Origin of the sequence: Pelagerythrobacter marinus (assembly GCF_009827515.1) — a bacterium.
Taxonomy (GTDB): Bacteria; Pseudomonadota; Alphaproteobacteria; order Sphingomonadales; family Sphingomonadaceae; genus Pelagerythrobacter; species Pelagerythrobacter marinus.
Window position 1 is genome coordinate 596,641 of record NZ_WTYO01000002.1, and the last position, 23,065, is coordinate 619,705.

The following is a 23,065-nucleotide window of genomic DNA, read 5'->3' on the forward strand; positions in this document are numbered from 1 at the left end:
GCACCACGCGCGGCGCGACGGGTTGCAGCACGCAACGCGAAATCGCTGGGTACCGACCAGGTCACGTTGTATCATTCCTGTCACGGGAGGGACCTGCCCCGGCTTGCCGCGGGCAGACCGGAGAGAGGAATGTCCCATGGCCTATACCGATAACTAGTCGCGCGCGGACCGCGCAAAGTCGATCGCCGGCGTCGTCGCCGTTCACGGCGCTCTCGGCTATGCCCTGCTCGTCGGCCTCCAGGCGAGCGGCGTGATCGAGCAGCCGCCGCGCCTGACCGGGACCACGGTGACCGTGCCGGTCGCCCCGCCGCCCGAGCCCGAGCCGGAACCCCGGGCCGGGAACCCGCCTTCGGCCGCCAGCCCCTTGCCCGCGCCGACCCCGCCGATCGACCTGCCCCGCACGCGGACCGAGATTGCCGTGATCGACGTGGAGCTGCCGCCGGTCACGCTCGATACCGACCTCGCGCCGCTGCCGCTGCCGTCCACCGCGTCCGCCCCGGGCGCCGGCGCAGGGCAGGACGCGGTCGCCGCGAGCCCGCGCAACGACCCGGCGCGCTGGATCACCCAGGCGGACTATCGCAGTTCGTGGATCAACCGCGAGCTGACCGGGGTGGCGCGATTCCGGCTGCAGGTCGGTGCCGACGGGCGGGTCCGTTCCTGCACGATCACCGGTTCCAGCGGCCATGCCGAGCTGGACCGGGCGACCTGCGACCTGGTGACGCGCCGCGCCCGGTTCGATCCCGCGCGCAACCCCCGGGGCGACCGCGCGCCGGGCAGCTACAGCAGCGCGGTGGTCTGGCAGATCCCGGACTGACGGCGGGCTAGTCGGCGGCGCCCTGCTCGATCCGGTCGAGCGGGGCCTCGCCGTCCGATGTCGGCACGGTCCAGATCGCGACATTGGCGAAACAGACCAGCGCGAGGACCACCATCAGCAGGGCCTGACGGGGGGAGCCGCCCTTGCGCCAGAGGATGAATGCCCCGACCAGGAGCGCGATCCCGGCCAGCATGACGATCGAAAGCACGGTGCCCATCGCGGGTTCTCCCTCCATTTCCTGCCTGCGGCCCTAGCGCTGCGGGCCGCGCGGCACCAGTTCGTTTGACACCCGCGGGCCGCCGGGCCAGACATTCGGGCATGACCCGGATCACCACTTCGCTCACCCGTCGCCAGGCCCTCGCGGGCGTGGGCGCCGGCGTCTCGCTGGTCGCGCTGGGCGGCTGCCAGCGCGCGCTTTCCGCCACCGCCGCAAGCGCCGGCCCCGCCACCGGCGGCCAGACGGGTGCCGCCCTGCTGGAAGACGTGGCCTACAACCTCCTCGCGCACGAGCCGGAGCGAGCGACCGGGCTGGGCGTGGACACCGGCGTTCACGCCGCGCTGCGCGCGCAGCTGGAAGACCAGTCGCCGGCCGGCCAGCGCGCCTATGCCGAGACGCTGCGGGCCGACCTTGCGCGGGTGCGCGCCTTCGACACCGCGACGCTCGACGCCGACACGCGGACCAGCTTCGAAGTGGTCGAAAGCGCCTATTCCACCGCGCTCGACGGGTTCGCCCTGCCCTATGGCGACGTCGCGGTCGGCAGCTGGCGCAATTCGCCCTACGTCGTGATCCAGAACGTCGGCACCTACATCGACATGCCGCGCTTCATGGACACGACCCACCCGGTGCGCGACGCCGCCGATGCACAGGCCTACCTCGCGCGGCTGGAGGCACTGCCCGCGGTGCTCGACGGCGAGCTGGCACGCATCCGCGATGCCCGCGCGATGGGCCTCGTCCCGCCCGATTTCCTGCTCGACCAGGCGATCTCGCAGATGGAACAGACCATTGCGGAGACCGCCGGGGGCGGCACGCTGGTCGAATCGCTCGCCAGCCGCACGCGCGAGGCAGGGATCGCGGGCGACTGGCGCGGGCAGGCCCATGCCCTCGTCAGCGGGCCGGTGACCGCCGCCCTGCGCCGCCAGCTGGCCGAGCTGCGCGCCCAGCGGGCGGTGGCGACGCCGGAGGCGGGCATGTGGGCCCGGCCGCAGGGCGACGAATGGTACGCCTGGGGCCTGCGCGCGGCGACCACGACCACGCTTTCGCCGGACGAGATCCACCAGATCGGCCTCGACGAACTGGCCGCGCTGCACGGGCAGATGGACCCGATCCTGAAGGAGATCGGCTATACCCGGGGCACCGTGGGCGAGCGGATGCGCGCCCTGGCCGAAGACCCCCGCTACAAATTTGCCGAAGGCGATCCGGGGCGGAAGGAAATCATGGATTTCATCCACGAACGGATCGACTGGATCAAGGCGCAGATGCCGCGCGCGTTCAACACGCTGGTCGATCCCAACCTCGAGGTTCGCCGCCTGCCGCTCGCCGAAGAACCCGGCGCGCCGGGCGCCTATGGCGGCGCGGGCAGCAAGGACGGGTCGATCCCCGGCCGCATGTGGATCAACCTGCGCACGACCGACCTGCACCGCAAGTACGACCTCGCCGACCTGACCTATCACGAGACGATCCCCGGCCACGTGTGGGAAGGCGAATATTCGAACCGGCTGCCGCTGATCCGCTCGATCCTGTCGTTCAGCGCCTTTTCCGAAGGCTGGGCGCTCTATGCCGAACAGATCGCCGACGAACTGGGCGCCTACGACGATTTCAAGGTCGGGCGCCTCGGCTACCTGCAGAGCCTGGCCTTCCGCGCCTGCCGCCTGGTGGTCGATACCGGGTTGCACCACAAGCGCTGGACGCGCGAGGAAGGGCGGCGCTTCTTCGTCGAGCGCAACGGGTCCAAGCCCGACGAAGTGGCGAGCGAGGTCGATCGCTACTGCTCGTGGCCCGGCCAGGCCTGTGCCTACAAGATCGGCCACAGCGAGATCGCCCGCCAGCGCGCCCGCGCGCAGGCCGCGCTGGGCGACGCCTACAGCTTCAGGGCGTTCAACGATGCCGTCGTCCTGGGCGGCAATGCCCCGCTGGACGTGATGGCCAAGAACGTCGGCCGCTACCTCGAGCGCGCCGGCTGATCGCTAGCCGGCAGGGATCGCGAGGACAACGTCCCTGCCCCCGCGCACGACGGTGAGCCGTTCGGCCTCGCCCGGGCGCGCCGCGCCGGCCAGCCACTCCATCGCCTCGCAGCGGCTGGCCGGGCCGATCGCCGGCACGCGCACGCCGTCGATCGCCACGATCCGGTCACCCAGCCGCAAGCCGGCGCGGGCGGCGGGCGATTGCGCGAAGAGGCGCACGACGCGCACCGCGCCATCGGCGATCGCGAGCGCGTAGCCCGCCTCGGCCGCCGCCGGCGCCGGGTCGGCGCGGGGCGCAAAGACCGCTTGCCCGCCCGGGTAGTCGAGCGTCACGACATGGCTCGCGAGCAGCCCGGTCCCGACCAGGCTCGGCGGCACGACCCGCGTGGTCGCCCGGACCGGCGCGAGCTGCCGGCCGCCGATGACGAAGCTGTCGAGGGTGAAGCGTTCGAGCGGCCCCGGCGCGCCCCGCCCGCCGGCCGAAACCCCGTGCGAGCCCTCGCCCCGCGCCAGGCTGCCGGGCCGGATCGCCGCGCGCACCGGCCGGGAGGCGGCCGCCCGGTCGTAGAGCACGACGCTGTCGGGGGAGCCCGTGTCGAACAGGAGCCGGTCGGCCATCTCGTCCACGCGGTAATCGATCACCGGCGCGTGCGGATAGCCGAAGCGGTGCAGCGGCGCGACAACGGCCCCCTCTTCCGCCGCGGGCACGGCGCCGGGCGCGAAGATCGACAGTTCCCCCGCGCCCGCGTCGATCCGCCAGGCGCTGCCGGGCAGGATCTCGGACCCGATCACGCCGCCGTCGAACAGGCAGGGGCCAAGCTCTATCGCCGCATAATCGAACACCAGCACCGGCACGTCGCGGAAAGTCACCCCGCCGATTTCGAGCCGGTCGAGGACGACGAAGTCCATCGTCACCTGAGCCCCATTGGCATCGCGCCCGGTATTGCTCCCGATCGTTCGCAGGCCCAGTTCATCGGCCAGCTCGCGCGAGATCATGCTGGGGGAACCGGTATCGAACACGAATTCGCGCGCGACGCCGTTGGCCCGCGCCTCGATCACCAGCATGTGGCGCGAGCGGGTGAAGGGGACCACCGCGACGGGCTCGGCACGCTCGATGGCGACCGGTTCGGCCAGCACGGCGGTCAGCGGCTTGTCCTGCGCGGCCAGAGCCGCCCCGCCGGGCAGGGCCAGCGCTGCCAGGATGACCGTGATCGCATTGTCGGCGCGCATCGTCTCGTCTCCCGCCATTGATCCCGGCGCGAGAGAATGGACGGCCGGCGGGCAAATGCAAGCGCCGGTGCCCGGGCGGCCGCTAACGCACTGAGCGCGCGGGCTTTCGATTTTTCCTATGGGCCGTTGTGCGACGGGAAAGGCGCGGATGCGGGCGCAACGCGAGGGCGCGCCGGCGCTGCGAATATCAGCGGATCGTGGCGCTCACGCTCAGGAACTCGGGCTGCGGCCCGTTCCACTCGCCCGGCGGCACCGGGGTATCGTCCTCGCGGCGGCCGCGGCGCTTTTCCGGGCGCTCCCCGCGCGGAGCCGACTTCTCGCGGCGCGGCTTGCGGGGGCTGTCGCCGCCTTCCGCGCGCTCTTCGGCGCGCGAACGGCGCGCGCGGCGCGGCTTCTCGTCGTCGTTCCGGGTGCCCCTGGAACCGGACTCGCGGCCCTCGGAGTCCCTGCTTTCGGCCCTGTTGCCTTCCGAGTTCTGGCCTTCCGGTGGCGGCTTCAGCTCGACGCGAACGTCCTTCTTGCCGAACACGGGAATCTCGGAGCCGGTCAGCTTCTCGACATTTTCGATCGCCTCGGCATCTTCTTCCGCGACGAAGGTGAAGGCGCGGCCCTTGGCCCCCGCGCGGCCGGTGCGGCCGATGCGGTGGACGTAATCGTCCGGGTGCCACGGCGTGTCGAAGTTGAACACGTGGCTGACGCCCTTGATGTCGAGCCCGCGCGCAGCGACGTCGCTGGCGACGAGGATGTTGACCTCGCCCGCCTTGAACCGGTCGAGCTCGCGCAGGCGGCTGGTCTGGTCCATGTCGCCGTGGATCTCGCTGCTGGCGAAGCCATGGCTCTGCAGGCTCTTGTTCAGTTCGCGCACCGTGGTCTTGCGGTTGGCGAAGATGATCGCCGTCTCGACCAGGTCGTTGCGCAGCAGCCAGCGCAGCGTCTCGCGCTTCTGGCGGCTCTTAACCGGCACCTTGAAGGCGGTGATGTCCTTGTTCGTGCTGGCCGCGCGGCTGACCTCGATCCGCTTCGGATTGTCGAGGAACTTCTTGGCCAGCTTCTCGATCGGCGGCGGCATCGTGGCCGAGAACAGCATCGTCTGGCGCGTGTCGGGCAGCTTGGAACAGATGAACTCGATATCGGGGATGAACCCCATGTCGAGCATCCGGTCGGCCTCGTCGATCACCAGCAGCTCGCACCCGTTGAGCAGGATCTTGCCCCGTTCGAACAGGTCCATCAGCCGGCCCGGGGTGGCGATCAGCACGTCGACGCCTTCGTTCAGCGCCTTGACCTGGTCGCCCATCTGCACGCCGCCGATCAGCAGCGCCATCTTGAGATCGTGGTTGGTGCCGTACTTCTCGAAGTTTTCCGCCACCTGCGCGGCCAGTTCGCGGGTCGGCTCCAGGATCAGGCTGCGCGGCATCAGCGCCCGGCGGCGGCCGCTGGCGAGAACGTCGATCATCGGCAGCACGAAGCTGGCCGTCTTGCCCGTGCCGGTCTGGGCGATGCCGATGATGTCCTTCATCATCAGCACGGGCGGAATGGCCTGGGCCTGGATCGCCGTCGGCTCGGTATAGCCGGCGGCTTCGACTGCCTTGAGCAATTCAGGTGATAGGCCGAGATCGGCGAAGGTCATGCGTTAGGTGCTGTCCGGGTCATGGGCAAAGAGCCTGGCAGGCGCTTCGCACCTGCACAATCGCCGCGCCCTTTGCGCGGGACGCGCGCAAAAGTCAAGGAAAGCCCTTTGCCGGCACCGGCCCGGCAATGGCCGGGGATGTGTGAGGGCGATGTGTGGGAGCGATGTGGTGGCGATGCGGGGGGTCAGTCGCGTTCGGCGACGAGGCGGTGCAGCTTCTGCACTTCGCACTTCACCCCGTTGCGCGATTGCAGCTTGTCGCGATCGACGCACAGCATCCCGTCGGAATTGCGCTCCACGTAGAAGCCCGAATAGAAATCGCGCGCGAAGCACGACCGCTCCAGCCGCGCGGCATAGACGCGCCGGTCGCGCATGTAGAGCATCAGGCGGTTGTCGCGCGAAGGCTGGACCGCGCCGATCGCGGCGACCGGCAGGCACTCGCCCGCCTCGCGCTCCACCACCCGCCGGCTCGGCGCGGCGCGCGGGGCGACGAAGGAACTCATGTTCTGCCGCCCGCTGTCGCTGCGCGGGCCGATGCGGATGATCACGCGCTGTTCGATCCGCACCTGGGCCTGTGCCGGGACGCTGCGTGCCGCCTCGATCGCGAGCCATCCGGGGGCAGCCCGGTCCGCGCCCGGCGCATCGCGCTGCTCCGCCCGCGGCAGCAGATGCGCGTCCTGCCCGCCGGTCGGCAGGGGCGGCGTGAACAGCAGCATCAGCGGTGCAAACAGGACGGCAGGACTGGTCATCGGCGCGGGTCGCGGTCTCCGTCATCGTGGCGGGGCGTCGGGGCGAGAGGGCCTGGGCAATGCCCCTATTCGCCCCGGCGTCCTAGCGCAAACGCTTGAATGCAGCCTTAATCCTGCCGCCCGCGCGCGGTGGAACAGGGGCGAAGCGCCGCGACGTGTGGCGCAGGGCGACGCGCCTGTGCCATAGGCGGGGCCATGCACGATCCCGATTCCTTCCTCTCCGCGGCGGCCGACCTGCTCGGCGAACGCGGGCTGACCCGCGACCCGGAACTGATGGACGCCTGGCTGACCGACTGGCGCGGCCGCTATCGCGGCAAGGCCCTGGCGCTCGCCTCGCCCGCCTCGACCGCGCAAGTCGCCGCGCTCGTGCGCCTCTGCGCGCAGCATCGCGTGCCGATCGTGCCCCAGGGCGGCAACAGCGGCATGTCCGGCGGGGCGACGCCCGACGACAGCGGCACCGCCCTGCTGCTTTCGCTGCGCCGGATGGACGCGATCCGCGCGATCGAGCGCGACGCGCAGCAGGCCGTGTGCGAGGCGGGCGTGGTCCTGCAATCGCTGCACGAGGGGGCCGCGGCCGCGCGGATGCGCTTCCCCCTCACCCTGGGCGGCAAGGGTTCTGCCACCGTGGGCGGGCTGATCGCTACCAATGCCGGGGGCACGCAGGTCCTGCGCCACGGCACGATGCGCGCGCAGGTCCTCGGGCTGGAGGCGGTGCTGGCCGACGGCAGCGTGTTCGATGCCCTGACCCCGCTGAAGAAGGACAACCGCGGGTTCGACCTCAAGCAGTTGCTGATCGGGTCGGAAGGGACGCTGGGCATCGTGACCGCGGCGACGCTGCGGCTCCTGCCCGAGACCGGCGGGCGCGCGGTGCTCTGGGCCGGGCTCGGCTCGATCGCCGATGCGCGCCGTCTCCTGCTTCATTGCGAGGAGCGCGCGGGCGGCGAGCTCGAAGGGTTCGAGGTGATCCCGGCGCACAGCCTAGCCGCCGTGCTCGACCACCTGCCCGACGCGCGCAGCCCGCTGGCCGGCGAGCACGCCTGGCACGCGCTGATCGAACTGGTCGCCGCCCCCGGCGAGGCCGAGGGGCTGGCCGGACTGGCCGAGAGCCTGCTGACCGCCGCGTTCGAGGCCGGCCTGGTCGAAGACGCAACGATCGCCGCGAACGAGGGGCAGGCCGAACAGTTCTGGCTCCTGCGCGATTCGATCTCCCCGGCGGAGCGGGCGCTGGGCCCGGCGATGCAGCACGACATCTCCGTCCCGGTGGCACGCATGGCCTCCTTCGTCGAACAGGCCGTGCCGGCGGTGGAAGGGCGCTTCCCCGGCACCCGCGCGGTCGCCTTCGGCCACCTGGGCGACGGGAACGTCCATTTCCACGTACTCGCCCCGCCGGGCACCGCGCGCGGCGCGTGGGAAGACGGCGAAGGCAAGGCGATCAGCGCCTTCGTCCACGACCTGGTGACCGACTGGGGCGGCTCGATCAGCGCCGAACACGGGATCGGCCAGATGAAGCGCGACGAACTGGCGCGCCTCGGCGACCCGGTCGCGCTGGCCATGATGCGCAGCGTGAAGCAGGCGCTCGACCCGCACGGCCTGCTCAATCCGGGCAAGCTCGTTACGCTTGCGCCCGCAGCGCCCAGCAACTAAGCGCGCAGGGCGCGGGGCCCGCTCCCTGCCGAGCAGACATTCCTAGCGATCCGGAGAGATTTTCATGGCCAGCGCGCCGCAGCCCAACCTGCCCTTGTTTTACAACGACCTGATGCCGCTCAACAGCCGCGATCACGCCAAGTGGCACACGCGCACCATCGATTCGGCCAAGTGGCTCACCAACCAGCACGCGATCCCGCTGACGGTGGACGAGTTCGTCCAGGCCCAGCGCGATTTCCCGATCGTCTTCTCCTCCGGCGACAACCCGCTGCCGCTGGCGCTGATGGGCCTGAACGAAGGCGTGAACACTTTCGTCGACGAACAGGGCAAGGTGAACGATCCGGTTTATCTGCCGGCCTATATCCGCCGCTACCCGTTCATGCTCGCGCGGCTGAAGCAGGATTCGGACGAGCTTTCGCTGTGCTTCGACCCGACGACCGAGGCGGTCGGCGAATTCGACGAGGGCGAGGCGCTGTTCGACGACGAGGGCAAGCCGACCGAGGCGACCCAGCGCGTGCTGGAATTCTGCCAGCACTTCGAGGAAGCCGGCCAGCGGACCAAGGCCTTCGTCGATGAACTGAAGAAGCACGACCTGCTGATGGACGGCGAGATCTCGATCTCGCTCCAGGCCAACCCGGACAACCCCTACGTCTATCGCGGCTTCCAGATGGTGAACCAGGAAAAGCTGCGCGAAGTGCGCGGCGACGTCCTGCGGACCTGGAACCAGAACGGCCTGCTGGCCCTGATCAATGCCCACATGTTCTCGCTCGACCTGATGCGCTCGATCTTCGCGCGCCAGCAGCAGCAGGGCAAGGGCCCGGAAATCCCCGCCCCCGCGGCGGCAGGCTGAACCGGCGACGAGCCGGTTTCAGGCGGCGCCGGCCGGGGTTGAAACCGCCCCGGCCAGCGCCTAGATTGTTCCCGTCGGGACGGCGCTCCCCCTCATGGCCTGTCCCGATCGGTGCATTTCGATGCACCTCCTCCCTGAACCTTGGCCACCTCGTGCATTTTCGCACGAGGTGGTTTTTTCTTGCCCGGCTGGCCGCAGCATGCGGACCCTGCGCTATTGCGCGCCGTCATTCGTCTCCGTCATCCTGCCTCGTTCTTCGCCCCCGTCATTCAGCCCTGTCATTCAGCGGCGAGCGGCTGCGCGCCCGCGCGGCCCAGCCCTGCCACGGCCTGGCCCAGCTCGCGCACGAGGCCGGTGACGAGGCGCACGATCGCCCCCGCCCGGGCCGAGGGTTCGCGCAGCGCGGCATCGAGGTAGGTCGTGCGGCAGATCTCCAGCTGGATCGCGTGGATCCCGCGCGCCGGCGCGCCGTGACGGTCGAGGATATAGCCGCCGGCATAGGGCCGGTTGTGCGCCGCGCGTCGCTCGTGCCCGGCCAGCCAGCCCAGCGCCTGCGCCGCCAGTGCCGGATCGCACGAGGCGCCGAACCGGTCGCCGACGACGAATTCCGCCGTCCGCTCGCCCGGAACCCGCGGCCGCAGCGGGGGCATCGAATGAAGGTCGAGCAGGAGCGCCGCCCCCCAGCGATCGCGCAACCGGTCGAGCGCGTCGCCCAGCGCGGCGTGATAGGGCCGGTGGATCCGCTCGATCCGGGCCTCCAGCTCCCCGCGCTCGAGCGGCGCCTTCCAGATCTCGCCCAACCCGCTCAGCCGGCGCGGCACCAGCCCCAGCCCGCTGCGCGAACGGCGGTTGAGCAGCGAGTGCCGGACCGGCCGCGGCGACCCGCCGCGCACCATCGACCAGTCCACGTCGTCGCAGGCACGGTTGAGGTCGAGCATGGCGCGCGGCGCGTGGGCGACCAGCAGCCCGGCCCCGGTGGCGGCCGCGATCTCGCGCGCGAGGCGGTCGACGTGGCGATCCTCCAGCCGCAGGGCGCTGTAATCGGCATCGCGCATCCGCTCGCGCAGGGCCGGCGGATAGACGCGCCCGGCATGGGGCGCGGCGACGAGCACGGGGATCGGCGCGCCGCGCGGCAGGTGAAGCTCGAACGCGGGCCCGTCGGCGCCGGGGATCGCGCCGCCGAAGGCGACGCCCTGCCCATTGTCCGCCGGTTGCTGGCCGTCCATCGCGCCCTTGTGGGTAATCGCCGGGCCTGTGTCAAAGCAGGGCAGTCTCGACGTGGCGAAAGATTTCTTAAGCGGGGTGCGATAACAGCCCGGGCATGACGATCACCAACCGCCTCAGGATCCTGCTCGCCGAAGACGAGGAGGCGATGCGCGACTACCTTTCCCGCGCACTGCAGAACGCCGGTTTCGACGTCGTCGCGGTGGACCGCGGCACCGACGCGCTCCCCCTGCTCGAATCGGAGCATTTCGACCTCCTCCTGTCCGACATCGTGATGCCGGAAATGGACGGGATCGAACTGGCCCAGCGCTGCAACGAGGTCAGCCCGCGGACCAAGGTGATGTTCATCACCGGTTTCGCGGCGGTGACGCTGAAGGCGAGTCGCGAGCAGCCGCAGGCGAAAGTCCTGTCGAAACCGTTCCACTTGCGCGATCTCGTGCTGGAGGTCGAACGGGTCTTCGAAGACCGGCTTCACGCCACTGTCTGAAGGGCCCGATTCAGGGCTTGCGCGGGGGCGGAGCAGTCGCTAGATGGCGCGCCTGCCGCACGACGCGGCACGCCGATGGTTCGGGCGTATAGCTCAGTGGTAGAGCACTGTGTTGACATCGCAGGGGTCGGAAGTTCAACTCTTCCTACGCCCACCATCGCACCCCGGCCGCGACCGAACGTACCGGCCGTTACCGAACGCAAGAGGCGCCGTGAAAACGGCGCCTTTTTCGTATCCGGCCGGAAGGCACCGCGCGCGCCGCGTGGGGGCGCAAGGGACGGGCTGCCCGCCCTTCCCTTGCGCGCGCCCCCTCCTCTGCTAAAGCCCGCGCAAATCCATTCGACACCTTCCCAGGACAACAGACAGGGCAGACATGCAGAAAATTCAGGTCAAGAACCCCATCGTCGAACTCGACGGCGACGAAATGACGCGCATCATCTGGAAGTGGATCCGCGAACGGCTGATCCTTCCCTATCTCGACGTCGACCTGAAATACTACGACCTGTCGATCCAGAAGCGCGACGAGACCGACGACCAGATCACCGTCGATGCGGCCAACGCGATCAAGCAACACGGCGTCGGCGTGAAGTGCGCCACGATCACCCCGGACGAGGCGCGGGTCGAGGAATTCGACCTCAAGAAGATGTGGGTCAGCCCCAATGGCACGATCCGCAACATCCTGGGCGGCGTGGTCTTCCGCGAACCGATCGTGATCGACAACGTGCCGCGGCTCGTCCCCGGCTGGACCGATCCGATCGTGGTCGGCCGCCATGCCTTCGGCGACCAGTACCGCGCGAAGGACACGCTGATCCCCGGCGCGGGCAAGCTGCGCCTGGTGTTCGAGGGGAATGACGGCGAGAAGATCGATCTCGACGTGTTCGAATTCCAGTCCAGCGGCGTCGCGATGGCGATGTACAACCTCGACGATTCGATCCGCGATTTCGCCCGCGCCAGCATGAACTACGGCCTCGATCGCGGGTGGCCGGTCTACCTGTCGACCAAGAACACGATCCTCAAGAAATACGACGGCCGCTTCAAGGACCTGTTCCAGGAAGTGTTCGACAACGAGTTCAAGGACAAGTTCGAAGCCGCCGGCATCACCTACGAACACCGCCTGATCGACGACATGGTCGCCGCCGCGCTGAAGTGGAACGGCAAGTTCGTCTGGGCCTGCAAGAACTACGACGGCGACGTGCAGTCCGACACGGTGGCCCAGGGCTTCGGCTCGCTCGGCCTGATGACCAGCGTTCTGATGACGCCCGACGGCAAGACCGTGGAGGCCGAGGCCGCGCACGGCACCGTCACCCGCCACTATCGCCAGCACCAGGAAGGCAAGGCGACCAGCACCAACCCGATCGCCAGCATCTTCGCCTGGACCCGCGGCCTGATGTATCGTGGCAAGTTCGACGGCACGCCCGATGTCGTGCGGTTCGCCGAAACGCTGGAGAAAGTCTGCATCAACACGGTCGAGCGCGGCCAGATGACGAAGGACCTGGCCCTGCTGATCGGCCCGGGCCAGAACTGGCTGACGACCGAGCAGTTCTTCGAGGCGATCGTGAACAACCTCGAAACCGAGATGGCGAACTGGAAGTGAAACGATTTCCCCCTTCCGGCATTGTCCCGGCAATGAAGGAAGGGGGAAAGCCCGCCAGTGGCCAAGGCACCTAGGAAGAAGCCAGCGGCACGCCGCAAGGCGCCCGAACGGTTCGGCAGGCGCCGGCTGGAAATCCGCAACGCGCGGGCGAAGGACATTCGCGGGATCGCCGCGCTCGTCCGCCGCGTCTACGAGGACATGCCCGCCTATACCCACGGCGAGATCCGGGGGCAGATCAACAATTTTCCCGAAGGCTGCTTCGTCGCCCTGCTGGACGAGGAAGTCGTCGGCTATTGCGCAACGATGCAGATCGCGGAAGCGCTCGCCTTCCAGGACCATACCTGGGACGAGATCACCGGCAACGGCTTCGGCAGCCGGCACGATCCGACCGGCGACTGGCTCTACGGCTACGAGATGTGCGTCGATCCCAAGGTGCGCGGTGTGCGCATCGGGCGGCGCCTTTACGAGGAACGGCGCGCCCTCGCCGAAGAGCGCGACCTGACCGGGATCGTCTTCGCCGGGCGAATGCCCCACTATCGCCGCAACAAGCGCAAGGTGGACGGGCCGGAGGATTACCTCGACCAGGTCGTGGCCGGGCGCCTGCACGACCCGGTCCTGCGCTTCCAGCTCGCCAACGGGTTCGAGCCGGAACGGATCATGCGCGGATACCTGCCGGAGGACAAGAAGTCCGAGGCGAACGCGGTCATGATGGTCTGGCGCAACCCCTACGTCGAGCGCGACCAGCCGGTGAAGAAGCGCCTGCCGCGCGGGGTGGAGGCGGTGCGGGTGGCGACCTGCCAGCTGCAGGCGCGGGCCGTGTCCGACTATGCCGAGTTCCTGCGCGCGATCGAGTATTTCGTCGATGTCGCAAGCGATTACGAATCGGACTTCATCGTCTTTCCCGAGCTCTTCACGCTCCAGCTGCTGAGCTTCGAGGAGCGCGAGCTCTCGCCGGTCGAGGCGATTGAGCGGCTTTCCGAATATACCCCGCGCATCAAGGCCGACCTGTCGGACATGGCCATGCGCTACAACATCAACATCGTCGGCGGTTCGCACCCTACGCGGATGGAGGACGACGACATTCACAACGTCGCCTACGTCTGCCTGCGCGACGGATCGGTGCACGAGCAGGAGAAAGTGCACCCGACCCCGAACGAGCGGTATTGGTGGAACATCCGCGGCGGCGATTCGATCGACGTGATCCCGACCGACTGCGGGCCGATCGGGGTGCTGATCTGTTACGACAGCGAGTTTCCCGAGCTGGCCCGCCGCCTGGCCGACGAAGGCGCGCGGATCATCTTCGTCCCCTTCTGCACCGACAGCCGCCAGGGTTACCTGCGCGTGCGCTATTGCGGGCAGGCGCGGGCGATCGAGAACCAGTGCTTCGTCGTGCTGTCGGGCAATGTCGGCAACCTGCCCAACGTCGCCAACATGGATATCCAGTATGCGCAAAGCTGCATCCTCACGCCGTGCGACTTCCCCTTCGCACGCGACGGGATCGCGGCGGAAGCGAGCGAGAACGTGGAGACGCTGACGATCAGCGACATCAACCTGGCCGACCTGTCGTGGGCCCGGGCCGAAGGGACGGTGCGCAACCTCGCCGACCGGCGGTTCGACCTCTACCGGATCGAATGGGACGAGGCCGGGAAGCATCCCGGCAAGCCCCGCCCGCGGCGCGAGCCGCTGGGCCCGCACACGGTCGGCGGCGGCTGACGGGTCGCGGCCGGCCACGCGCGGGGCCACCCGGCCCCCCGTCGTGACAAGCCGGCCGGCCCGGTCTAGGACAAGGCAATGGCAGGCGAGATCGCACCGACCCCCGCGCTATCGGATGCGCTGGTCATCCTGGGCGCGGCGGGCATCGTCATCCCCGTCTTCACCCGCTTCCGCGTCACCCCCGTGATCGGGTTCATCCTGATCGGTATCGCGGTGGGCCCGTTCGGGCTGGGCGAGCTGGTCTACGAATACCCGTGGCTGGGGCACGTAACGATCAGCGACCCGGAGGGGCTTGAGCCTTTCGCCGAGTTCGGGATCATCCTCCTGCTCTTTTCAATCGGTCTCGAACTTTCGTTCAACCGATTGTGGCAATTGCGAAAACTCGTCTTCGGCCTGGGCGCGCTGGAGCTGCTGATCATCGGCAGCTGCCTTGCCATCGCGCTATCGATGATGGGGCAGTACTGGACCGGCGCGGTCGGGCTGGGACTGGCCCTGGCGCTTTCCTCCACCGCCATCGTCCTGCCCATTTCGGGCACCCACACGCCGGTCGGCCGCGCGGCGCTGGCCATGCTCCTGTTCGAAGACATCGCGATCGTGCCGATCATCTTCATGCTCGGCGCCATGGCCCCCAATGCCCAGGCCGAAGGGTGGGAGGGGCTGGTCGATACCCTGTGGCAGGGCGGCCTGGTGGTGGCCGTGCTGCTGGTCGCCGGCCGCATCGCCCTGCCCCGTCTCTTCGCCCAGGCGGCGCGGACCAAGAGCCCGGAACTGTTCCTCGCCGCGACGCTGCTGGTCGTGATCGGGGCCAGCCTGGCGACCGCGGTGGTCGGCCTGTCGCCGATCGTCGGCGCGCTGATCGCGGGCCTGCTGATCGCCGAGACCGAGTATCATGGCGAGGTCGAGGCGATCATGGAACCGTTCAAGGGCCTGGCGCTGGGCGTGTTCCTGATCACCGTGGGCATGAGCATCGACCTCGCCACGATCTGGCAGCACCTCGGCTCGATCGCACTCGCCGTGGTCCTCGTCCTCGCATTCAAGGCGCTGGTCACCGGCGTCCTGCTGCGGATGATGGGCGCGCGGCGCGGCACGGCGGCGGAAACCGGGGTGCTGATGGCCAGCCCTTCGGAAACGACGCTGATCGTGCTCGCGGCCGCCAGCTCGGCGCTGCTGATCCAGCCCGGCACGGCGCAGTTCTGGCAGATCGTGACCGCGATCGGGCTGACGATCACCCCCCTCCTCGCCAAGCTGGGCCGGGCAATCGCCCGGCGCGTGGATGGGGGGGTGGACATGCCCGTCCAGCCCGACGGCGAACCGCGCGTCATCATCATCGGCGCGGGCCGGGTCGGGCGGCTGGTGGCGCAGATGCTCACCGTGCACGACAAGCCCTATGTCGCGATCGATTCCGATGCCGACATCGTCGCGCGCGCCAAGCGCGAAGGCTATTACGCGATATTTGCCGACGCCTCGCGCCGCGACTCGCTCGAACGGCTCGGGCTCGATCGCGCGACCGCGCTCGTCCTGACGATGGACGAGCCGGTCCTGGCCCAGCGGATCGTGGCCAAGGTGCGCCGGCACTATCCCGACCTGCTGATCGTCGCACGCGCGCGCGATTCGATCCACGCGGCCGAGCTCTACCGCGCCGGCGCGAGCCACGCGGTGCCCGAAACGCTGGAAAGCTCGCTGCAGCTATCCGAAGCGGTCCTGGCCGATATCGGCGTGGCGATGGGGCCGGTGATCGCATCCATCCATGCCAAGCGCGACGAGCTGCGCGAAAGGATCCAGAAGGAAGGCGCGCTGGAGCACAAGCCGAAGCTGCGAACCGGCCCGGTCGAGACGACGTAGCCCCGCGACGGATGCGAGAACCCTTTGCCCGCTTCGTTCGTTGATGGGGCAAAAGGAGACGAAAGCATGAGCGACCAGGACCCGACCAAGCCGATCCCCAACGACGAGAAGTTCAAGCCGCAGAACGTCGCCGGCAGCGCGAAGTCCGGCCAGGGCCGCGATGCCGATCGTCCGGCCGATACCGGCGGGCGCGACCTGCCGCGCGGGAGCGAGCCCGAAACGCGCGATTCCAGCAACTTGCGCCGGTAAACCCGCCGACAGGCGAGCCGGCCCGGCCTCAGGCCGACACGGTTTCCTCGATCGCGGCGCGCACAGCGGCAATCGCCGCGCCCGCCGCCGCCCCGTCGGGGCCGCCGCCCTGGGCCATGTCGGGCCGGCCGCCGCCGCCCTTGCCGCCGAGCGCTTCGACCCCGCGCCGCACCAGCGCGATCGCATCGTGCCGGTCGGTCAGGTCGTCGGTCACGCCCACGGCGATCGCCGCGCGCCCGCCGTTCACCGCCACCGCCGCGGCGATCCCTGAGCCGAGGCGTTTCTTCGCCTCGTCCAGCAGGCCGCGCAGTTCCTTGGCATCCAGCCCGTCGAGGACCTGGCCGGAGAACTTGATCCCGGCCACTTCTTCTTCAGCGGCACCCTGCGCCGGCGCACCTGCGCCGCCGCCACCGCCGAGCGCGAGCTGCTTGCGCGCCTCGGCCAGTTCGCGTTCGAGCCGCTTGCGCTCGTCCACCAGCGCGGCGACCCGCGTTTCGACTTCGTCGGGCGCGGCCTTCAGCGTGCCGGCGACCGATTTCAGCGCCTCCTCGCGTCCGACCAACCACTGGCGCGCGGCTTCGCCGGTCAGCGCCTCGATCCGGCGGACGCCGGAGGACACCGCGCTTTCGGACACGATGCGGAACAGCCCGATGTCGCCGGTGGCGCCGACATGGGTGCCGCCGCACAGCTCGACCGAGTAATTGCGTTCCCGGCCGTCGTCGCCCTTGCCCTTGCGGCCCATCGACAGGACGCGCACTTCCTCGCCGTACTTCTCCCCGAACAAGGCCAGCGCGCCTGCCTCGACCGCCTCGTCGGGGCTCATCAGCCGGGTCTGCACAGTCTCGTTGGCGCGGATTTCCGCGTTCACTTCGGCCTCGATCGCGGCGATGTCTTCCGCGGTCAGCGGGCGCGGGTGGGAGAAATCGAACCGGAACCTTTCGGCGGCGACCAGCGAACCCTTCTGCGTCACGTGGCTGCCCAGGCGGTTGCGCAGGGCGGCGTGGACGAGATGGGTGGCCGAGTGATTGGCGCGAATCTGGTCGCGCCGCTCGGCATCGACGGCCATGTGCACGCTGTCGCCCACGGCGACTTCACCGCTCTCGACCCGCGCGTGGTGGGCGTGGAGGCGGCCAAGCGGCTTCGAAGTGTCGGACACCGCGATCTTCAGCCCCTCGGGCGTGAAGATCGTCCCGGCATCGCCCGACTGGCCGCCGCTCTCGCCGTAGAACGGCGTCTGGTTGGTGAGGATGGTCACCTCGTCGCCCGCGGCGGCGCTGGACACTTCGGCCCCGTCGCGCACGATCGCGACCACCTGGCCCTCGCCCTCGGTCGCCGAATAACCGGTGAACTCGGTGCTGCCCTCGCGCTCGGCAATGTCGAACCACAGCTCGCCGTCGGCGGCCTCGCCCGATCCCTTCCAGGCAGCGCGCGCGGCGGCCTTCTGGCGCTCCATCGCCGCTTCGAAGCCCTCGCGGTCCACCCCGATGCCGCGCGCGCGCAAGGCATCCTCGGTCAGGTCGTAGGGGAAACCGTAAGTGTCGTAGAGCTTGAACGCGGTTTCGCCCGCAAGTTCGCCGCCCTCGCCCAGCCCGGCGGTTTCCTCGTCCAGCAGGCGCAGGCCCTTTTCCAGCGTGCGGCGGAACTGCGTTTCCTCGCGCTGCAGGACTTCCTCGATCAGGGCCTGGCCGCGCTGCAGCTCGGGATAGGCCTGGCCCATCTCGGTCACCAGCGCGGGGACGAGCCGGTGCATCAGCGGTTCCTGCGCGCCCAGCAGGTGGGCGTGGCGCATGGCCCGCCGCATGATCCGGCGCAGGACATAGCCGCGCCCCTCGTTCGAGGGCAGGACGCCGTCGGCCATCAGGAAGCCGCTCGAGCGCAGGTGGTCGGCGATCACCCGGTGGCTGGCGCGGCGATCGCCCTCGGCCGCGACGCCGGTCAGGCTCTCGCTCGCGGCGATCAGTTCGCGGAAGGTGTCGGTATCGTAGTTGTCGTGGACGCCCTGCATGACCGCGGCGATCCGTTCCAGGCCCATGCCGGTATCGATGCTGGGCTTCGGCAGGTCGGCCCGCGTGCCATCGGCCGACTGCTCGAACTGCATGAAGACAAGGTTCCAGATCTCGATGAACCGGTCGCCGTCCTCGTCGGGCGATCCCGGGGGGCCGCCGGGGATATGGTCGCCGTGGTCGTAGAATACCTCGCTGCACGGGCCGCACGGGCCGGTTTCGCCCATCGACCAGAAATTGTCGCTGGTGGCGATGCGGATGATACGGTCTTCGGGCAGGCCCGAGATCCTGCGCCAGAGATCGTAAGCCTCGTCGTCGGTGTGATAGACGGTCGCCGTCAGCCGCTCCGCCGGCAGGCCCCATTCTTTCGTCAGCAGGGTCCAGGCATGTTCGATCGCCTGTTCCTTGAAATAATCGCCGAACGAGAAATTGCCGAGCATCTCGAAGAACGTGTGGTGCCGCGCGGTATAGCCGACATTGTCGAGATCGTTGTGCTTGCCCCCGGCGCGGACGCACTTCTGGCTGCTGACCGCGGTCGGCCCGGGCGGGGTTTCGAGCCCGGTGAAGACGTTCTTGAACGGCACCATCCCGGCGTTGACGAACATCAGCGTGGGATCGTTGTACGGCACCAGCGGGGCGCTTGGCACCGTGGCGTGGCCGTGGCCGGCGAAATAGTCGATGAAGGACCGGCGTATGTCGTTGGTCGAGGTCATGCCAGCGCAGTTAGTTGCTGGCGCACCGCGCGACAAGCGGATTAAGCCCCGCGATCCCCGGCACTGCACGGGCGCCGGGGTCGCCAAGGGTGCACGGCAGGGGCCGAAGGCTGCACCGGGCGCGGCGCGATTTCCACGACGTCATCCCGGGGCGCGGGCCTCCACCAGCCAGGCCGCGGCCTGCGGCGCGATGCGCCCGCCATTCTCCCACCCGGCGAGCAAGGCGCGCAGGCGGGTGATGAAGTCCGCCCGCGCCGGCCCCTCCAGCTGCGCGGCGGCGCGCGCGGCGGGCCCGATGACGAGGAAGTACGACAGGGCATCCTCGACCGCTTCCGCCCCCTCGCCGGCGAGGTAGGGGAAATCGACCGGCTCGAACGTGGCGTCGCGCCAGCCCGTACGGCCCAGGACCTGCTCGACATGGTCCGGATCGGCGAAGGCGAAGGGGCCCGGCTGGCCCGGCGGGGGCGGCGCGCCCGCACCATCCGGGAGGAGCGAGGCAAGACCGCGCGCCCATTCGTTCTCGGCCGCCGCGCGGAAACAGGTGAAGGCGAGCCGGGCGCCCGGGGCGGCGATCGCGGCCAGGTGGGCGAAGGCCGCCACCGGGTCGGCGAAGAACATGACCCCGTGCCGCGATACGAGCAGGTCCGGCGCGAAGCCGGGCCGCGACCAGGCGGCGGCATCGGCGCATTCGAACCAGACGCTGCCCCGGTCCGGGGCGCGACCCTGGGCGCGGTCTCGCGCCACGGAAAGCAGGTCCTCGCTGACATCGACCCCGACGACCTGCCCATCGGGCCTGCGCTCTGCCAGCGCCAGCGAGACCTCGCCGGCCCCGCAGCCGATATCGAGCGCGCGGGCGAACGGTTCGGCCGCGGCCGCCGCGACCAGCCGCCGAGTGAGCGCGGCGAAGCTGCGATCGGTCCGGTGCCATTCGCCGGCCCAGCTGCGCCCGACGCGCCCTTCCCATTCGAGTTTCTCGGTCATGCGTCGTGCCGGCCCTTTCCCGCCGCGTCGTCCGGGCGTCCGCCCTTGCTAGGGCGGGCGACGCGGCTGGCCAATCGAAATATCGCCGCGCGGGGGCGCTGTGCGCGCACCGGTGGCCGGGGCAGCGCGGGAACGCCCGGCTGCGTCGTGCGCGAGTGGCAGGGGCAGCGCGAAGGGGGGCAGCGCGGCGGGCAGCATGGCAGGCGACATCGCGCCCAGCGCCGCGATCCCGGCGCGCGGGCCAGCGTCGTGGCCGTTTCGGGAGGGGAACCCCGCGCCCCTGCCCGACGAAAAACCGGCGCGGCACCATGGGGTGCGCGCGCCGGCTTTCCATTTTCCCGGGTGCTGGGGCGCACCCGCTTGAGGCGATGGATGTCAGTCGTCCGCGTCCGGACCCGTCATCATCTCCTCGGCGACTTCGTCGGTCCGGCCGCGGATCGCGGCTTCCAACCTGTCGCAAACTTCGGGGTTCTCGGTCAGGTACTTCTTCGCGTTCTCGCGGCCCTGGCCGATGCGGATCGAATCGTAGCTGAACCAGCTGCCCGATTTCTCGACCAGCCCGGCCTTGACCCCCAGGTCGAGGATCTCGCCGATCTTGGAAATGCCCTGGCCGTACATGATGTCGAACTCGACCTGCTTGAACGGCGGGGCGACCTTGTTCTTGACCACTTTCACCCGGGTCGAGTTACCAATGATCTCGTCACGGTCCTTGATCTGGCCCGTGCGGCGAATGTCGAGGCGGACGCTGGCATAGAACTTCAGCGCGTTGCCGCCGGTCGTCGTCTCCGGGTTGCCGTACATCACGCCGATCTTCATCCGCAGCTGGTTGATGAAGATCACCATGGTCTTCGACCGGCTGATCGACCCGGTCAGCTTGCGCAGCGACTGCGACATCAGCCGCGCCTGGAGGCCGACGTGGCTGTCGCCCATCTCGCCCTCGATCTCCGCCCGAGGGACCAGCGCGGCAACCGAATCGACCACCAGCACGTCGATCGCGTTCGAACGCACCAGCGTGTCGGTGATTTCCAGCGCCTGTTCGCCGGTGTCGGGCTGCGAGACGACCAGTTCGTCGATATCGACGCCCAGCTTCTTGGCATAGACCGGGTCCAGCGCGTGTTCGGCATCGACGAAGGCGGCGGTGCCACCGTTCTTCTGCGCTTCGGCGATCACGTGCAGCGCCAGCGTCGTCTTGCCCGAGCTTTCCGGCCCGTACACCTCGATCACGCGGCCTTTCGGCAGGCCGCCGACGCCGAGCGCGATGTCGAGCCCGAGCGACCCGGTGGAGATCGCCTCCACCTGCATCGCCTCTTTCTGGCCCAGTTTCATCGCCGAGCCCTTGCCGAACGCGCGATCGATCTGCGCCAGCGCGGCATCGAGTGCCTTTTGACGGTCCACGTTGCTTTCCTTCTCAACCAGCTTCAGTTCCGCCGCCATCGCATGGCCTCCTTCGCTTGCCTAGGGCCTCGATCCCGTTATCGACCGGAGCCCGTTGTATCCGATTTGTTCCATAAGAACAAGAGCGGAACAAACATTCTTCGCGAAGGCCAGTTAATTGCGTTTAAACAGGGGGTTGCGCGCCATTATTCGCCCGAACGCCGCACGCGCCAGCGAATTTTCCGATCCGAATTGGCGGGAATTTTCGTCTCGATCTCGTGCATCCCGTCGCGGACCTGCCCGGTGCCCCGGCCGCGCACTTCCCACGCCGCGGTGGGGCCGAGCGCAACCCGCACGGTGACCGGGATCGGCAGGGCATTGGCCAGCTCCGCCTCCATCCGCGTCCACTTGCGCGGCGCCTCCCCCGGATCGTGTTCGCTCGTGCGGCGGCACGCGACCTGCACTTGCGCGCTGGTGCCGAGCGCAATCTCGACATCCTGCCCCTCCGCGTGGTCGCGCAGCCGTTCCTCCCCGACGAGCAGCGGCCCGCGCGACGACGGCTCGAAGATCGTCACCCCGCCCGAAGGCAGGGCGAGGCCGAGGCCGTGATCCGCGTCGTTCACCGTTTCGAGGACCCGCGCCGCCGGCTGGAAATCGGCGCGCCCGGCACCGGGCAGGCAGGCAACCTCGTACAGGAAGCGCCCTTCGACCCTGTCCTTGCGCAGGAACGCGACCTGCTTCAGCCCCTTGGCCGCCACGGTGACCGGTTCGGGCACGCGGTAGAGCTTGAGATCGCCGAGCGCTTCCTCCCCGGCCATGACCGCGGCGCCCGCGCCTTCGGTGCGGCGCGCCGCGGTTACCTCGATCGCCATGTCCGCCTGCGGCGCCATCACCGGCGGCGGGGCCGGTGGCGGCACCCGGCGGGGTATCGGCGAGCCGGCGGCCGTGCTGCCCAGCGGATAGCAGGTCAGGCGCAGCCGCTCCGCCTGCGGGGGATCGGCCAGCGCCTGGAAATCGCTTTCGACGTTGAGCGTGCCCGCCACGGCCATCAGCTCGGCATCGGGAAAGCCCTGGGCATTGTCGTTGAGCAGGGTGAGCCACGAGGTGAGCGCCAGGTCCACGCCCCCGCGCCCGTCCCCCGCCCCCAGCGTCGCGACATAGTTCGCCTGCCAGTCGAACCCCCAGGCGAGATAAGTCAGCACCACGCGGTAGGTCCCGCCGCCGGGATCGTGCGTGTCGATCGAGAACACCGGCTGCGCCGAAAGCCCTTCCGGCACGCGGTCGAACGTCAGCTTCTCCGGCAGGCCGGCGCAGCGCACCGCCTCGAACCCCTCGCGCGTTTGCAGGACCAGCCCGCCGTCGGCCCGGGTCCGCACGACCGCTTGCTCGCTCTGCGTCTGCCCGGTGGCGGGGTTGGTGCGGGTGATCGTGACCCTGTTGCCCAGCGCGCCGTTGACCAGCGCGGCCGGGGACAGCAGCTCCGCATTGCGGTTCTTCTCGATCGTGCCGCCCGGCAGCCCGGTCACGATCGCGCTGACGGCGACCATGCCTTCGGCCACGCCGTCGAACCGCACCGTGCTTTCCCCCGGCGGCAGGGTGACGGTGCGCGTCTCGCTGATCATCGCGAATCCGCGCGGCCAGTCGCGATCCATCGCCTCGTCCGCGCCGCGCGCGGGGTCGCGATAGACGGTGACCGCCAGCCCTTCGGGCGCGGAAGCGTCCACCGCGGTCCGCGCGCCCGCGGCGCCAGGCAGGAGGGCCAGGGCCAGCAGGATGGCACCGCGCCGCAT

The 23,065-nt window shown here is 69.6% G+C and carries 18 protein-coding genes and 1 tRNA gene; 10 read left to right on the forward strand and 9 right to left on the reverse strand.

Translation table 11 applies throughout. From position 1 onward, the window contains the following. Positions 1-250: 250 nt before the first annotated feature. Complete coding sequence (locus GRI72_RS06695) at positions 251-814, forward strand: energy transducer TonB (RefSeq protein ID WP_337191149.1); 564 nt, start codon at positions 251-253, stop codon at positions 812-814. Between the two features lie 7 nt (positions 815-821). On the opposite strand, the gene GRI72_RS06700 is transcribed toward GRI72_RS06695, so the two are convergent. Further along, on the reverse strand, positions 822-1,049 hold the full coding sequence (locus tag GRI72_RS06700) for a hypothetical protein (RefSeq protein ID WP_237486829.1): 228 nt from the start codon (positions 1,047-1,049) through the stop codon (positions 822-824). An 83-nt stretch (positions 1,050-1,132) separates the two neighbouring features. Here GRI72_RS06700 and GRI72_RS06705 point away from each other — a divergent pair, with 83 nt between their 5' ends. Beyond that, the gene (locus tag GRI72_RS06705; protein WP_160733140.1) at positions 1,133-2,995 is read left to right on the forward strand and encodes a DUF885 domain-containing protein; all 1,863 of its coding nucleotides are present in this window, start codon (positions 1,133-1,135) and stop codon (positions 2,993-2,995) included. 3 nt (positions 2,996-2,998) lie between these two features. On the opposite strand, the gene GRI72_RS06710 is transcribed toward GRI72_RS06705, so the two are convergent. The 3 genes from GRI72_RS06710 to GRI72_RS06720 form a co-directional block, all read right to left on the reverse strand. Further along, entirely contained in the window at positions 2,999-4,243 is a 1,245-nt protein-coding gene (locus GRI72_RS06710) for an aspartyl protease family protein (protein ID WP_160733141.1), read from the reverse strand. Between the two features lie 169 nt (positions 4,244-4,412). Continuing rightward, complete coding sequence (locus tag GRI72_RS06715; RefSeq protein WP_160733142.1) at positions 4,413-5,852, reverse strand: DEAD/DEAH box helicase; 1,440 nt, start codon at positions 5,850-5,852, stop codon at positions 4,413-4,415. A gap of 185 nt (positions 5,853-6,037) precedes the next feature. Further along, positions 6,038-6,601 (reverse strand): hypothetical protein, encoded by a 564-nt coding sequence (locus tag GRI72_RS06720; RefSeq protein ID WP_160733143.1) that lies wholly within the window; start codon positions 6,599-6,601, stop codon positions 6,038-6,040. 195 nt (positions 6,602-6,796) lie between these two features. On the opposite strand from GRI72_RS06720, the gene GRI72_RS06725 reads away from it, so the two are divergent. Beyond that, entirely contained in the window at positions 6,797-8,245 is a 1,449-nt protein-coding gene (locus tag GRI72_RS06725) for an FAD-binding oxidoreductase (RefSeq protein WP_160733144.1), read from the forward strand. Positions 8,246-8,309: 64 nt separating this feature from the next. Next, positions 8,310-9,095, forward strand: a complete 786-nt coding sequence (locus tag GRI72_RS06730) for a SapC family protein (RefSeq protein WP_160733145.1) — start codon at positions 8,310-8,312, stop codon at positions 9,093-9,095. Positions 9,096-9,373: 278 nt separating this feature from the next. On the opposite strand, the gene GRI72_RS06735 is transcribed toward GRI72_RS06730, so the two are convergent. Beyond that, complete coding sequence (locus tag GRI72_RS06735; RefSeq protein ID WP_160733146.1) at positions 9,374-10,321, reverse strand: N-formylglutamate amidohydrolase; 948 nt, start codon at positions 10,319-10,321, stop codon at positions 9,374-9,376. A gap of 95 nt (positions 10,322-10,416) precedes the next feature. Between GRI72_RS06735 and cpdR the strand changes: the two genes are divergently transcribed. From cpdR to GRI72_RS06765, 6 genes are all read left to right on the forward strand, one after another. Further along, positions 10,417-10,806 (forward strand): cell cycle two-component system response regulator CpdR, encoded by a 390-nt coding sequence (gene cpdR / locus GRI72_RS06740; protein ID WP_160733147.1) that lies wholly within the window; start codon positions 10,417-10,419, stop codon positions 10,804-10,806. Between the two features lie 82 nt (positions 10,807-10,888). Next, positions 10,889-10,963, forward strand: a tRNA-Val gene (locus GRI72_RS06745). A gap of 216 nt (positions 10,964-11,179) precedes the next feature. Beyond that, the gene (locus GRI72_RS06750; protein ID WP_160733148.1) at positions 11,180-12,400 is read left to right on the forward strand and encodes an NADP-dependent isocitrate dehydrogenase; all 1,221 of its coding nucleotides are present in this window, start codon (positions 11,180-11,182) and stop codon (positions 12,398-12,400) included. 57 nt (positions 12,401-12,457) lie between these two features. Beyond that, positions 12,458-14,113 (forward strand): GNAT family N-acetyltransferase, encoded by a 1,656-nt coding sequence (locus GRI72_RS06755; protein WP_160733149.1) that lies wholly within the window; start codon positions 12,458-12,460, stop codon positions 14,111-14,113. A 78-nt stretch (positions 14,114-14,191) separates the two neighbouring features. Beyond that, the gene (locus tag GRI72_RS06760) at positions 14,192-15,955 is read left to right on the forward strand and encodes a cation:proton antiporter domain-containing protein (protein ID WP_160733150.1); all 1,764 of its coding nucleotides are present in this window, start codon (positions 14,192-14,194) and stop codon (positions 15,953-15,955) included. Positions 15,956-16,021: 66 nt separating this feature from the next. Continuing rightward, positions 16,022-16,204 carry a hypothetical protein gene (locus GRI72_RS06765; RefSeq protein WP_160733151.1) on the forward strand — a complete coding sequence of 61 codons (183 nt, stop codon included), beginning with the start codon at positions 16,022-16,024 and terminating at the stop codon, positions 16,202-16,204. Positions 16,205-16,232: 28 nt separating this feature from the next. Here GRI72_RS06765 and alaS read toward each other — a convergent pair whose 3' ends face one another. The 4 genes from alaS to GRI72_RS06785 all read right to left on the reverse strand — a co-directional run bounded on the left by alaS (position 16,233) and on the right by GRI72_RS06785 (position 23,065). Then, positions 16,233-18,920, reverse strand: coding sequence for an alanine--tRNA ligase (gene alaS, locus GRI72_RS06770; RefSeq protein WP_160733152.1), 2,688 nt, complete (start codon positions 18,918-18,920; stop codon positions 16,233-16,235). 141 nt (positions 18,921-19,061) lie between these two features. After that, on the reverse strand, positions 19,062-19,901 hold the full coding sequence (locus tag GRI72_RS06775; protein WP_160733153.1) for a class I SAM-dependent methyltransferase: 840 nt from the start codon (positions 19,899-19,901) through the stop codon (positions 19,062-19,064). Positions 19,902-20,276: 375 nt separating this feature from the next. Then, on the reverse strand, positions 20,277-21,335 hold the full coding sequence (recA, locus tag GRI72_RS06780; RefSeq protein ID WP_160733154.1) for a recombinase RecA: 1,059 nt from the start codon (positions 21,333-21,335) through the stop codon (positions 20,277-20,279). A 146-nt stretch (positions 21,336-21,481) separates the two neighbouring features. Then, positions 21,482-23,065 carry a DUF4139 domain-containing protein gene (locus tag GRI72_RS06785; protein WP_160733155.1) on the reverse strand — a complete coding sequence of 528 codons (1,584 nt, stop codon included), beginning with the start codon at positions 23,063-23,065 and terminating at the stop codon, positions 21,482-21,484.